Source organism: Empedobacter sp. R750 (assembly GCF_030324345.1).
In the GTDB taxonomy this organism is placed as follows: Bacteria; Bacteroidota; Bacteroidia; order Flavobacteriales; family Weeksellaceae; genus Empedobacter; species Empedobacter falsenii_C.
Genome location: NZ_JACAGF010000020.1, coordinates 18,711 through 32,755 on the forward strand (window position 1 = coordinate 18,711; position 14,045 = coordinate 32,755).

The 14,045-nt window shown below is 31.1% G+C and carries 13 protein-coding genes; 6 read left to right on the plus strand and 7 right to left on the minus strand.

Going from position 1 to position 14,045, the window contains the following annotated elements; all coding sequences use genetic code 11:
* The first annotated feature begins 17 nt into the window (after positions 1 to 17).
* From HXZ74_RS15420 to HXZ74_RS15435, 4 genes are all read left to right on the plus strand, one after another.
* Positions 18 to 1,295: a hemolysin family protein gene (locus tag HXZ74_RS15420; RefSeq protein WP_280061182.1), complete on the plus strand. Its 1,278-nt coding sequence runs from the start codon at positions 18 to 20 to the stop codon at positions 1,293 to 1,295.
* A gap of 387 nt (positions 1,296 to 1,682) precedes the next feature.
* On the plus strand, positions 1,683 to 2,741 hold the full coding sequence (locus HXZ74_RS15425) for a 3-oxoacyl-ACP synthase III family protein (RefSeq protein WP_286476221.1): 1,059 nt from the start codon (positions 1,683 to 1,685) through the stop codon (positions 2,739 to 2,741).
* 339 nt (positions 2,742 to 3,080) lie between these two features.
* Positions 3,081 to 3,506, plus strand: coding sequence for a cold shock domain-containing protein (locus tag HXZ74_RS15430; protein WP_219033988.1), 426 nt, complete (start codon positions 3,081 to 3,083; stop codon positions 3,504 to 3,506).
* A 19-nt stretch (positions 3,507 to 3,525) separates the two neighbouring features.
* Positions 3,526 to 3,717 carry a cold-shock protein gene (locus tag HXZ74_RS15435; protein ID WP_135837000.1) on the plus strand — a complete coding sequence of 64 codons (192 nt, stop codon included), beginning with the start codon at positions 3,526 to 3,528 and terminating at the stop codon, positions 3,715 to 3,717.
* Between the two features lie 95 nt (positions 3,718 to 3,812).
* Here the strand turns inward: HXZ74_RS15435 and HXZ74_RS15440 are convergent, their stop codons facing one another.
* The 6 genes from HXZ74_RS15440 to amaB all read right to left on the minus strand — a co-directional run bounded on the left by HXZ74_RS15440 (position 3,813) and on the right by amaB (position 9,877).
* Complete coding sequence (locus HXZ74_RS15440; protein WP_280061181.1) at positions 3,813 to 4,526, minus strand: GLPGLI family protein; 714 nt, start codon at positions 4,524 to 4,526, stop codon at positions 3,813 to 3,815.
* Positions 4,527 to 4,575: 49 nt separating this feature from the next.
* Positions 4,576 to 5,301 (minus strand): GLPGLI family protein, encoded by a 726-nt coding sequence (locus tag HXZ74_RS15445; RefSeq protein ID WP_280061180.1) that lies wholly within the window; start codon positions 5,299 to 5,301, stop codon positions 4,576 to 4,578.
* A gap of 6 nt (positions 5,302 to 5,307) precedes the next feature.
* Positions 5,308 to 6,060 carry a GLPGLI family protein gene (locus tag HXZ74_RS15450; RefSeq protein WP_052217824.1) on the minus strand — a complete coding sequence of 251 codons (753 nt, stop codon included), beginning with the start codon at positions 6,058 to 6,060 and terminating at the stop codon, positions 5,308 to 5,310.
* Between the two features lie 145 nt (positions 6,061 to 6,205).
* The gene (locus HXZ74_RS15455) at positions 6,206 to 6,985 is read right to left on the minus strand and encodes a Cof-type HAD-IIB family hydrolase (RefSeq protein WP_038335870.1); all 780 of its coding nucleotides are present in this window, start codon (positions 6,983 to 6,985) and stop codon (positions 6,206 to 6,208) included.
* A gap of 60 nt (positions 6,986 to 7,045) precedes the next feature.
* Positions 7,046 to 8,335, minus strand: a complete 1,290-nt coding sequence (lat, locus tag HXZ74_RS15460) for an L-lysine 6-transaminase (RefSeq protein ID WP_286476223.1) — start codon at positions 8,333 to 8,335, stop codon at positions 7,046 to 7,048.
* A gap of 12 nt (positions 8,336 to 8,347) precedes the next feature.
* On the minus strand, positions 8,348 to 9,877 hold the full coding sequence (amaB, locus tag HXZ74_RS15465) for an L-piperidine-6-carboxylate dehydrogenase (protein WP_038335873.1): 1,530 nt from the start codon (positions 9,875 to 9,877) through the stop codon (positions 8,348 to 8,350).
* Between the two features lie 140 nt (positions 9,878 to 10,017).
* On the opposite strand from amaB, the gene HXZ74_RS15470 reads away from it, so the two are divergent.
* Both HXZ74_RS15470 and HXZ74_RS15475 read left to right on the plus strand, forming a co-directional pair.
* Positions 10,018 to 11,184 carry an acyl-CoA dehydrogenase family protein gene (locus HXZ74_RS15470; RefSeq protein ID WP_038335874.1) on the plus strand — a complete coding sequence of 389 codons (1,167 nt, stop codon included), beginning with the start codon at positions 10,018 to 10,020 and terminating at the stop codon, positions 11,182 to 11,184.
* 72 nt (positions 11,185 to 11,256) lie between these two features.
* Positions 11,257 to 12,963 carry a PNGase F N-terminal domain-containing protein gene (locus HXZ74_RS15475; RefSeq protein WP_286476225.1) on the plus strand — a complete coding sequence of 569 codons (1,707 nt, stop codon included), beginning with the start codon at positions 11,257 to 11,259 and terminating at the stop codon, positions 12,961 to 12,963.
* Here the strand turns inward: HXZ74_RS15475 and HXZ74_RS15480 are convergent.
* Positions 12,960 to 13,886, minus strand: coding sequence for an alpha/beta fold hydrolase (locus HXZ74_RS15480; protein WP_038335880.1), 927 nt, complete (start codon positions 13,884 to 13,886; stop codon positions 12,960 to 12,962). The genes HXZ74_RS15475 and HXZ74_RS15480 overlap by 4 nt on opposite strands.
* Positions 13,887 to 14,045: the final 159 nt, after the last annotated feature.

Consider the following 14,045-nt stretch of genomic DNA (forward strand, 5'->3'; position numbering starts at 1 on the left):
AAAATTAAAGAATAAAAGTGGAGATTGTTATAATAATCGTATTGATTTTATTGAATGGAATTTTTTCCATGTCTGAAATGGCACTTGTTTCGTCAAGAAAATTCAAATTAGAAAATCAAATGAAGAAAGGAAGTTCTGGCGCTAAAACTGCCTTGGAACTTGCTGAGAATCCGAACAAATTTTTATCAACCGTACAAATCGGAATTACCCTTATTGGTATCTTGTTAGGGGTTTTCTCTAGTGATAAATTAACTGCAGATTTAACAGAATTTTTAACATCTATCGCTTTCATTGCACCTTACGCCAAAACACTTTCTCCAATTATTATGGTGGTTATTATAACTTATTTTTCGATTGTATTTGGCGAATTATTACCAAAACGTTTGGGAATGAAATTTCCTGAAATGGTTTCTACTATTGTTTCGAAACCGATGAAATGGTTATCTATCATCACTTCTCCATTTGTTTGGTTGCTAACGGTTACCAATGATTTTTTCTTGAAATTGTTTGGTATTAAAGATGATAGCAGCGAAGTTGTTTCGGAGGAAGAAATAAAAAATATCATCAAAGAAAGTACAGAAGGTGGTGAAATTCAGGAAAAAGAACACGAAATCTTAGAACGTGTTTTCGAGCTTGGAGATCGTCGTGTAAATACGTTGGCAACGCATCGTTCAGAAATTGCTTCATTAGATATTTCGGATGATTATGAGAAAGCCCGTGCAAAAGTCAAGAAAAATAAATATTCTGCCTACCCCGTTACGAAGAACAATAATTTGGATGAAATCGTTGGTATCTTGAAACTAAAAGATATGTTTGGGGTAAGTAAAGAAGATTTTAGCCTTAAAAAATTCATACACAAACCTATTTTTGTCAACGAGAATTCGTTTAGTTATCCGTTGTTGGAAATGTTACAGAATTCGCAGGCACATTTCGCCATTATTTTGGACGAATATGGTACAACGGCTGGTATTGTAACGATAAATGATATTCTGGACGAATTGGTTGGTGATACACCAGAGAACCAAGACGAAGACTACGAAATCGTAGAACGTGAAGATGGTACATGGTTGATCGATGGGCAATTTTCTATTTACGAATTCGAGAAATTTTTTGAGATTGATATAGACGAAGACATCGAAAATAGATACGTTACCGTTGCTGGGATTTTCTTGGACAAATACGAAACCATTCCAAATGTTGGGGATAAGGTAGAAGTAGAAGATTTGACGCTAGAAATTGTAGACAAAGATGGTAATCGTATTGATAAAATATTGGCATATCGAAAATTTAATTGAATTTTTTAAATTAATAGGATAACATAATTTGAATTTGTTTCTTGAAATTCAGTTTTATTTGTGCAACTCATGATTTAAACAGAAAGTAAAACTATTGAACCTAATAATAAAGGTGTGATTATTTTTTTCATTGTAATAGATTTTGAGAAATAGTTTTATCAAAAATCTATCTGAATAAATTCTGAAGATTAAAAATTTATTTAAAATCATTCTCAATAAAATTGTGTTAATTAATTCTCTATAAAAATTTTAATTTGTTATTTTTTATCACCTTATTTTTAATAGTACATAATTTTTACGTTAAAAAAATAAATTTATACGATTTATTAAGTAAGTTTTTCGGAGATTGTAAGCAATTGTAGATTTAATGCTACAATTTATAATACTATGACAAATCACTTTATAGGAATAGGAAAATATATTCCAACCGAAACAATTTCAAATCAATTTTTTGAAGAGCATCAATTTTATAATGAACAAGGAGAAATTTTAGATCAAAATAACGCTACTATTTCACATAAATTAAAACAAATAACAGGAATAGAAGAACGTCGATATGCAAGAAAAGATCAAGTAACATCAGACTTAGGTTATATGGCTGCGGCTGCGGCTATCACAAATGCAAATATCGATGCAGAAACTATTGACTATATTATATTTGCGCATAATTTTGGAGATGTAAAACACGATACGATTCAGTCTGATATGGTACCAAGTCTTGCTGCAAGAGTAAAAAATTTATTGAAAATTCAGAATCCTTATTGTGTTGCTTACGATGTTATTTTTGGTTGTCCTGGCTGGGTAGAAGGTGTTATACAAGCCAATGCATTTATGAAAGCTGGATTAGCAAAAAGATGTTTGGTAATTGGTGCAGAAACGCTTTCGAGAGTTGTCGATGAACACGACCGAGATACAATGATATATGCAGATGGTGCTGGTGCAGCTATTTTAGAAGCTTCTACAAACAATAAAGGAATACAAGCTCATTTATCTGCCTCTTATGCAAACGAAGAAAAAGATTATCTGTTTTTTGGAAAATCATATAATTCAGAAAAATGTCCGAATACCAAATACATCAAAATGTATGGTCGAAAAATATATGAGTTTGCTTTATCCAAAGTACCGTTAGCAATGAAAAAATGTGTTGATGATAGCACGTATAACATTGACGATATCAGTAAAATAGTGATTCATCAAGCCAACGAAAAAATGGACGAAGCAATTGTAAAACGCTTTTATAGTTTATATGATCAAGATGTGCCAATAAATATTATGCCAATGAATATTCATAAACTTGGCAATAGTAGTGTGGCAACAATTCCAATTCTTTTAAAAATGATTATGGATAATGATTTGGAAAATCACCAGATAAATGAAGGAGATGTGGTATTATTTGCATCTGTTGGCGCTGGTATGAATATCAACACATTTATTTATCAATTTTAACGATATCAATCATAATAAGATCAAAGTTCTAATCACAATTAGGTTAGAACTTTTTTGTCATATCGAATTCTCTAGGAATTAATACCATTTAATTCATTAAAACTTATTACCTTTGCAACGTACTTAAGAAGATATTTTGTCTTAATAGTTTACAATTGTATTCTTTATTTTACTTTTTTTAATTCACTAATTGACCTAGTCAATATAATTTTAACTTCTGTTTTCTAAAACGTATACTTGTAAGTTTTACTACATTATAATATAAATGTTGTTGGATAATTAATTCATGTTTTCTTAGGTTTTATCAGTATTAATAATAAAAAATCTATACAAACATTTATGGCAGATTCTACATCTAAAAAAGAAAATAGCAAAAAGAAAGCTTTAAAAAAATTAGAGAAATTAAACAAAAGAGAGAACAGAAAAGAGAATAACAACAAAGGAAAATCATTAGAAGATATGATTGTCTATGTTGATGTACTTGGTAATTTTACAGATGTACCACCTCATTTACAAGACAAAGAAGCCGATTTGCTGAATAATAAAAGATTAGAATCTGATAACAGAGATGTTTTTATAGAAGGTATGGTTGATATCTACAACGATTCAAAAGGTTTTGGTTTTATTAAAGTACCAACTTCTAACGATAAAATCTTCTTCCACTTCAAAGAATCAAAAGAATTACTTAAAGTAGGAGATCAAGTGCAGTTCAAAAAAGAAATGTCTGAAAAAGGATTCAGAGCAATTCAAATATCAAAAAAATAAATTAATTAAATATACAACTATGCAAGAAGGAACAGTAAAATTCTTCAACGAATCAAAAGGTTTTGGTTTTATCTCTAACGCAAACGGAGGTGAAGATGTTTTTGTACATGTTTCTGGATTAATTGACAAAGTAAATGAAAATGATCAAGTTACTTTTGATATTGAAAAAGGAAAAAAAGGTCTTATGGCTGTTAATGTAAAAAGAAAATAATTGAACATATAATTATTTCTTATAAATCACAAAGTCCTTGTCTTTATTAGATAAGGACTTTGTGATTTATTACAAACCTATTAAAAGTATATCTCTTAATTTTTATCCACTCCTTGACTATTCATTTTTTGTTGTTTCTTAAAAAAAGCATCCATTTCTGCTTTATACGTTTTGAAATCAACAATTTTCCCTTTCTTTGGTTGATTTATTGTTACATTTTTCTTCGCTTCTTTTACAGATGTTGCTTTGTATGTAATAACCATATCAGCATCGTCGTTCGTTTTTCTTTCTAATTCTAAAATCAAACCAGGTAATCCCATATGCTTATCTGATCTTGAAGGAAAAGACAAAGAAGTAGCAAACCAAGCTGTAAACTCTTCTTTATTGATTTTTGCAGTAGCTTTACGAACATCAAAACCTAAGACTTTTTTTTTGTCGCGTGTTATAGTCCAATTAATTTTAGGAATAGAATCTTTGATAATTCGATCCATCCCAAAGCCAACCGATTCGTGCATATAATAATTTTCAAGCAAGTCTTTGTAATACAATCCATTTCCTTGTGTCGAACTATAGCTTACTGAATTTCCACCATTTAGTGTTGGTTTTTGATTATAATTAGAAGCGGTTTTATCCGTTATTAATATATAAGGTCTAGGAATTTTCATTTGTTCAGTAAAATACCTAATCGTCTCATCTTTAGTTAATTTTCGATTATCAATTGTAACTGAACCTTGAGTTTTACATGCGTCATATACTGTATATACATCATATTCTACTTCTAAAATATCTTGCGCATTTACAAAATACACAAACTGCTTAATACAATCAATAGTAATTTTTTCATAATTTTTATTTAGATTAATCTTTATCTACTCCTTGATGTTCATTCGAACTTTGTTGGTTATAATCAGCTTTCAGCTTTTCAAATTCTGCTTTAGAAATTTCCTTCGCCTTGAATAATTTCTTAAATTCTAAATGATCTTTTGTTGTAACAGAAGTTGCTTTCAAAGAATAAGATGGATCAATAATTCCATTTCGAATAGATTCTACTTTTAATACCAAACCTGGAAGATTAATAAATTCTTTTGGACCAAAACGTTTGGGTAAACTTGGTGCATACCAAATAATTGATTTATTATTATCATCATATTTTACAACTGCTTGTTTAACATCAAAACCCAAATAAGTAGATTTTTCTTGCGTTAATTCGTATTTATAATGTGTAGAAATGGTATCAGTTACAAGGTATTTTTTATTCTCTATCATCCATTCTTGTTTCATTTTATTTTGATTGAAATCTTGTTCAAAATTATACGAAAAAATACCATACATCGTAACCGATGCGTTACCTTGTGAATTATTAATTTTCTCAATCTTGGAAAAAACACTTTTTCCTTTTTCTATTTGTAGCACATAATTTTTTGGAACAGAAAGTGCTTTTATAAAATCATCATCCAATTTTTCTTCCTTCCCATCTTTTCCTATAATTCTAGGAATAGAAACTTCTTCGTATTCAATCTCTAGAGCTTCTTGCGCTTGAGCTAAACAACAAAAAAAACTAATAAAAATTACTAAATATTTCATTCAAAATTATTTTTTATCCACTCCTATCGAAAAAGATTCTCTCATTTTTTGACGAGATTCATCTTGCAATTTTTTAAATTCTTCTTGTGTTATTTCTTCACCTTTTAAAGGTTTAGTTTTAGACATTTTCTTAGGGTTTAAGGTAATTTTATCCGCTTCATAAGTCATAATCGAACCAAATTTACCGCCCGTTTCGCTCACCGTTTTCAGAATCAAACCTGGCAATCCATTCACTTGATTTGGTCCTGCATCAACCTTAATATCTGGCGCAAACCAAGCTGCTATTTGCTTACCTTTATCATTACCAATAGCTTTTTTTACTTTGTGACCCAAAATCGTATCTTCAATATCTGTAATTTTCCATTCATAATCTTTATATGGAGTAACCACAATAAAATTTTGTTTATCTAAAACGACTTCTTGGCGAAACGCTTTCTTACTTATTTCATTAATCAGATCTTTATATTCTCCTCCAATATTAATTGAAAAAGCCCCCATAGAGCTACCATTTTGATCATTATTGATAGTTTCTATTTTTTTGTAAATGGACTGATTATCATTATATTCTAATTGATAATAAATATTTGGAGACCCACCAATTTTTATTGTACCTCCTCCTTTTTGTGCTTGCTCTCTTTCAAACTCCTTTATTTTTTCTTCATCATGCTTTATATCGTATTTATAATCGACAATAAGCTTTTCTTGCCCAAAACCAAAATTCGAAAAAAGTAAAAATCCAGCTAGTAATAATTGTTTCATTATGTTGTAGTTTATAATTAATACTCTAAAATAATTTTTATTTTTTAATTCTACAATAATAGAATATATAATTAACACAACATTGGGAAAAGAAAAAAAATCCAACCGAAGTTGGATTTTTTTCTATATATATTAAAATAAGTTTCTAAATTATCTCAAAGTGTTTCAGCGCATTCCATATTCCGTGATTATCCGCAGAAGTTGTATAATAATCAGCGGCTTCACGAACATTCTCTTTCGCATCGCCCATGGCTACACCTATTTTGCAGCCTTTCAACATACTAATATCGTTACCGCCATCGCCAAAAGCCATTGTTTTAGATAAATCTAAATTATCGCGCTCAGCCATTCGTTCTATTCCGCGCATTTTACTGATATCTTTCGGATTTATATCGGCGAAATATTCTATCCAACGTGTTCCTACACTGTTTGTCAACACATTTTTCATCAAATAATCTTCTTGTTCTTCATTTACAAAAAAGTTCATTTGCATGATATTATCTTTCGGTAAAGTTCGAGGATCAACCACTTCTGGAACTTCCATTCCAAAATATGCAAACGATTTTTCTACATTTTCATTCACACGATTAATACTAAACGCTTCTTTGGTCATATACGAAAATGAAAAAGGATTTTCATCATCATATTGCAACAAAGCCTCTATATCATTAGGATTGATATAATCTACAAAAAATGATTGACGGTTTTCATCCGAGCACATTCCACCATTATTATTGATATAACCATCAAAACCATATTCAAAAATATGTTCGGGCATATCCACCATATTTCGTCCTGTTGCGATGTATATTTTTTTATTTTTTTGTTTTAATAATTTCAACGCTTCGATTGTCGAATCACTGATTTCGTGGTTTTCAAAACCTTGTAATGTTCCGTCAAAATCGAAGAAAAAAGAATCTATCATACTTTAGTTTTATCTTTTACAAAATTAAAAAAGCAACCTTTCTTTGGTTGCTTTTGCTGTTTATTTTAACGCTAATTTAATAATTTCTATTGCTTTATTGGTATCTTCTTCGGAAATGTTGAGATGAGGACGCATTCGCACAGAGTTTTCACCACAAGGAAGAATAATCATGTGATTTTCGAAACATGTTTTGATGAACTCTGAACGATCCAAATCTGATGAAAAATCAAATGCGATGAACAATCCTAATCCACGAACCGAATGAATTTTCTTCGTTTCTTTTGCTATTTCATTCAATTTTGATAAAATATATTTTCCTTTTTCTGCCGCATTTTCAACTAATTTTTCTTGTTCAATCACTTCTAAAATTAATTTGAAACGCAACATATCGATATAATTCCCACCAAAAGTCGAATTGATTCGACTTGATTCCTTGAAAACATTATTCGGAATTTGATCTAACTTTTCTTTATTCGCTAAAATTCCACAAACTTGCGTTTTCTTTCCAAACGAAATTACATCAGGAATCACTTCATAGTGCTGAAAAGCCCACATTTTACCAGTCATTCCCATTCCTGTTTGTACCTCATCAAAAATCAATAAAATCTCTTCTCGATCACAGATTTCTCTCAATTTCTGAAAAAATTCTTTTCGAAAATAATTATCTCCTCCTTCTCCTTGAATCGGTTCAATAATAATACAAGCAACTTTATTTTTTCGCGTTTCTAAAACATTTTCTATTTGCTCAATCGCTCGTTTTTCAGCCTCAACAACTTTGCATAAATTATCCTCTGTAACTGGAAAAATTCGTTTCGGATTTTCAATTCTTGGCCAATCAAACTTTGGAAAATATTCGTATTTACGAGGATCTTTCGTATTCGTCAACGACAATGTATAACCAGAACGCCCATGAAACGCTTGCTTAAAATGAATGACATCACTTGCTTCTTTCTCAATTCCTTTCGAAAAATTTAATCTTGTTTTCCAATCAAAAGCCGTTTTCAGTGCATTTTCTACCGCCAATGTTCCACCAGAAATAAAGAATAAATATTGCAATTCTTTTGGCATCGCAACACGCTCAAATGTATCAATTAAATCGGCATAATCTTTTGTATAAATATCTGACATCGCAGGTTTATTGACAGCATTTCGACCTAAAAAGTCAACTTTCGCCATCAAATGTGGATGATTATAACCGATTGCCGTCGAAGCAAACATCGAAAATAAATCCAAATATTCTATGCCATTTTCGTCTACAACATAGGAACCATGCGACTTATCCATATCCATAACAATCGGATATCCATCTGCCAATATATGTTTTGCTAATCTTTCGTGTACTGTACTCATCTGTGTAAATTTTTAAAAATCAAACTTAATTCCTTGCGCCAATGGCACTTCTGTCGAATAATTAATTGTATTCGTTTGTCGTCGCATATACGCTTTCCAAGCATCCGAACCTGATTCACGACCACCTCCAGTTTCCTTTTCTCCACCGAAAGCACCACCAATTTCAGCTCCAGAAGTTCCGAGATTTACATTTGCAATTCCACAATCAGAACCTTGTTGACTCAAGAATAATTCAGCTTCGCGAAGATTATTTGTCATGATAGAAGACGATAAACCTTGCGCTACATTATTCTGAATTTCTATTGCATTTAACACATCTCCAGAATATTTGATTAAATATAAAATTGGAGCAAAAGTTTCGTGTTGAACAATTTCGAAATGATTCTCAACCTCAGCAATTACTGGCTTTACATAACAACCACTTTCAAAGCCATTTCCTTCTAAAACACCACCTTCAACGATAATCTTTCCTCCTTCTTGATTAATTTTTTCCAAAGCATTTGAATACATTTCAACCGCATGTTTATCAATCAAAGGACCTACATGATTTGCTGTATCCAACGGATTACCTATTTTAATTTGTTTGTAAGCATTTACTAACGATTCTTTTACTTTATCATAAATCGACTCGTGAACAATCAAACGTCTTGTTGTAGTACAACGCTGTCCAGCCGTACCAACCGCACCAAAAACAGCTGAAGTTAACATAATTTTTAAATCTGCATCTGGCGTAACAATAATCGCATTATTACCGCCTAATTCTAAAATTGTTTTACCCAAACGAGCAGCAACAACTTTATTCACTTCAATTCCCATTCGCGTAGAACCTGTTGCAGAAACCAAAGCCACACGAGCATCTAGCGCAATTAATTCACCGATTGTTTTATCCCCCATTACCAAAGAAGAAACTCCTTCAGAAATATTATTTGCTTTTAAAACTTCTGCTAAAATATATTGACACGCAACCGCGCACAAAGGTGTTTTTTCACTTGGTTTCCAAACAACAACATCACCACAAACCATTGCTAAACATGTATTCCAAGACCAAACTGCAACTGGAAAATTAAACGCAGAGATCACCCCTACAATTCCAAGCGGATGATATTGATCGTACATGCGATGCAGCGGTCTTTCCGAATGAATTGTCGAACCATATAATTGACGAGATAATCCAACCGCAAAATCACAGATATCGATCATTTCTTGCACTTCACCTAAACCTTCTTGATAAGATTTCCCCATTTCATATGAAACTAATTTTCCCAAAGAAGCCTTTTTTTCACGAAGTTTCTCTCCAAATTGACGCACAATCTCTCCACGTTTCGGAGCAGGAATCATTCGCCATTCTTTGAAAGCAACTTGCGCTTTTTTTATCACTTCTTCATAATCATCTTTTGTTGATGATTTAACTTTTCCAATCAATTTTCCGTCTACTGGCGAGTAAGAAGAAAGCTCTTCACCTTTTCCAAACCAAGTATTTCCTGTTGATGTTCCGAGATTTTCGGAAGAAATACCTAATTCTTTTAATTCGTTTTCTATCATTTTTTTGTGTTATTTTGTGTTTTAACTTTTACCTAAATTAGTCAAAAGTTTCATAAATTAAAATTTTTAATAAATATTATTCAGAATAATTTTTAATTTAATGAATAATCGTTAGATTTAATAAAATAAAACCGCATAAAATGAATTCAACTACAGATTATTTTAAGATTGATGATTTATTAACCGAAGAACATAAATTAATTCGTCAATCTGTTCGAGATTTTGTGGACAACGAAATAAAACCTGTGATAGATGATGCTGCTCAACATCATAAAGATATTCCAGATTTAATGAAAAAATTAGGCGCAATTGGTGCTTTAGGACCGTATATTCCAGAAGAATATGGAGGCGCTGGCTTGGACCAAATGTCGTATGGATTAATCATGCAAGAATTAGAACGTGGCGATTCGGCTGTTCGTTCTGCTGCATCTGTACAATCTTCGTTGGTGATGTATCCAATTTTTTCTTTTGGATCAGAAGAACAAAAACGCAAATATTTACCAAAATTAGCTTCAGGAGAATTCGTTGGAAGTTTTGGATTAACTGAACCAAATCACGGTTCAAATCCTGGCGGAATGGAAACTCGTTTGACTAAAAATGGTGATCATTATATCTTAAATGGAGCAAAAATGTGGATTACAAATTCACCAATTTGTAATATTGCAGTTGTTTGGGCAAGAGATGAAGAAGGAAAAATTCGTGGAGTTATTGTAGAACGCGGTATGCAAGGTTTTACAACGCCAGAAACATTGAATAAATGGTCATTAAGAGCTTCAAAAACAGGTGAATTAGTTTTCGAAAATGTAAAGATTGAAGAATCTCAAATTTTACCAGACGTAAAGAGTCTACGTGGACCATTATCTTGTTTAAATTCTGCTCGATACGGAATTTCTTGGGGTGTAATTGGCGCTGCAATTGATTGTTATGAATCTGCTTTGAAATATTCATTAGAACGAACACAATTTGGAAAACCAATTGCTTCTTATCAATTGCAACAAAAAAAATTAGCTGAATTTATTACAGAAATCACGAAAGCACAATTATTATGTTGGCGATTAGGAACGTTGAAAAACGAAAATAAAGCAACGCCTGAACAAATTTCTATGGCAAAACGCAACAATGTAAAAATTGCTATTGATATTGCGCGAGAATCTCGTCAAATTATCGGTGCAATGGGAATTGTAGGCGATTTCCCTATGATGCGACATGCTGCAAACCTGGAGTCTGTAATCACTTACGAAGGAACGCATGATGTCCATTTATTGATTACTGGCGCTGATGTGACAGGAATTAATGCTTTTGTATAAGATATTTTTTCATACAATCAGATATTTTTATAGGTTTACAATTCGTTTGTAAACCTTTTTTATTTATCACACATGAAATTGAAATCAATTCTACTTATCATTTTTTGTATTCAGGCTATTGTTCTTGACGCACAGGAAACCTACAAAATTACGTATGAACGCTTTTCGAATGGAAAGAAAGTGGAAGAAAGCAATCCCATACAAGTTATTGCGAATATAAAAGAAACCGTTATTGGAAAGCAACAAAGTTTTAGTAATTCTTCAAATTATCCTGATGAAATGTTTTATTATACCAAAACAAATCCATCAATTATTTCCTTGATTACACAATTTGACCCGACTAATTCTATCATTACAAATGATTCTGTCGCGTTTAATAAATCAGTTTTCACGATTTCTAAAGAAACAAAACGAATTTTAGGTTTACGTTGTAAAAAAGCGACGACAAATATCAATTCGAATACAATAGACGTTTGGTTTGTGGACAATATGGACTTGAATGCCTCTCCTACAATGGTTGGAATGAATTTAGGTTTTGTGTTAGAACTTACTCGAAATAATAATTCAACGATTCGAGCTTCAAAAATAGAACGCGAAAAAGATTTGATTCCAAGTCAATTTATTCAAAAAGAATTTCATCAAAATAGAGTTGATTTGTTGACATATAAAGACATTATTTGGAAAAGTAAATTCGTTGATATTCCACTTTTATCACATCAACAAGTTAATTTTAGTAAAGATTTTTCTTCAAATGATTCAATTTATCGCTTTGCAAATGGAACTGTTGTGGTTCGAAAAATTAAAATTCCTCAAATTAAAGAAGGGAGTCAAGTTTTCTTAAATGTTTCGCAACAATCGAATGGCGATGCTTACGATAGAACAGGTTCTGTATTTTTGATTCCGCGTGATTCTAAAATTACGTTTATGGATGGTTTACAAAAAGGAATCAACGAATTACCTGTTTATACATCGGCAAATAATAAAAAATACCAAGGTTATTTTTTGACAGAAAATTATTCGCCAACGATAGAATTAATGCGCTTTTTCACACCTTTTGGAATTAATAAATTCAATCATATTCAATTAAAAAATCAAACTTGGGAAACCGAAGCGAAATATCGTCAAGAAATCACAGAATTTCAAGGTTTATTATCTAATCAAGAAGTTTTGATTGGTTTCTTCATTGGAAATTATGATCAAGGCGGACATACAATTACTGCTAATATTTCTATTCATCCGTCAAGTTCAACGACAACGTTGCCTATCAAAAAAGTTTTACCAATTTTCAATACTGCAAATGTGATGGAAATGGCTGGACAGGAATATCCTACTTTGTTCGAAAATTCGAATGGTTTTACAGTAGAATTCACGTTGAAAGAAGATTACAACAATGCTAAATTGCGTTTTACAACAACTGGACATGGCGGTTGGGAAAATGGAGATGAATTTGTTCCAAAAGAAAATAGTATTTTTCTTGATGGACAAAAAGTATTTAATATAGTTCCTTGGAGACAAGATTGTGGTTCTTATCGCGCTTACAATCCAGCTTCTGGTAATTTTGATAATGGTTTGTCATCATCCGATTATAGCCGTTCTAATTGGTGTCCAGGAACAATTACAAATCCATATTTTATTAATTTAGGAGATTTGAAAGCTGGAAAACATAGCATACAAGTGAAAATTCCGCAAGGAAAACCTGAAGGAAATAGTTTCAGTTATTGGAATGTTTCTGGTGTTCTTTTAGGAGAATTATTTTTTTGGAGCAAAAAGATTTATTAAACGTCTTTTTGCTCTATTTTTTTATGATTTATCAAAACCATTAACCAATCTACAATATCTTGATATACTTCATCTTTGATAGATTCATTCAATATTTCATGTCTCAAGTTTGGATATAATTTCATTGTTACATGTTGAAATCCATTTTGCTTTAAATCTTTATACGATTGCAAAACTCCTTTACCAAAATCACCAATTGGATCATCTGCTCCACTCACAAAATAAATAGGTAAAGATTGCGGTATAGCTTTTGCCCAATTCTTTTTTGTTGCTTGTATATTTAAATTAATCAAAGTATAAAAACCGTTAACAGTGAAAGGTATTCCGCAAAGAGGATCTTTCAGAAAATTTAAACGATTTAACTCATCTAAACTAAGCCAATTAGTCTCATGAAAATTTTCTTCATTTTGAAAATGTTTATTATTCGATTTTGAAAAAATAGTATTAAGTAATTGACTTCTTTTATGAGGAATCAATTTATTTAGAATACTTAAAAAACTACTCAATAATTTAATTCCAGGAATTCTACCTCCTGTTCCCATAATTATAGCACCATCAAAGTGGTCTCCATATTCTTGAAGTAGGCAACGTGTTATAAACGATCCCATTGAATGCCCCAAAATAAAATGTGGTAATAAAGGGTATTCATTCTCTAACAATTTAGCTAAATCTTTTGCCGTCTTTATTAAATTTTCTTTTGGATTATCTAAGCAGAAAAAACTGTAATCTTCTTCTATTTTAGCTGTTCTTCCATGTCCTAAATGATCATATAACAAAACTAGAATTCCTTTGTCAGCCAAATACTTTGCAAAATTTTCATATCGCCCACTATGTTCTTGCATACCATGGACAATAAGTAAAGTAGCTATAATCTCATCTTCTGGAAGAATTACTCTATAATAAACATTCTCTGGTATTGACATTTTTATTAAGATTTAATTATTAATTTACAGTTTTACTTATTCAAAATCAACATTTTTATAAACAAACCATTGACTTTTTCAACAAATTTCAAGCCGATAAATAAGATCTAAAATTTCTAATTTTTATAACTAAAAAAACGAGGTAAATAAAAATTAACC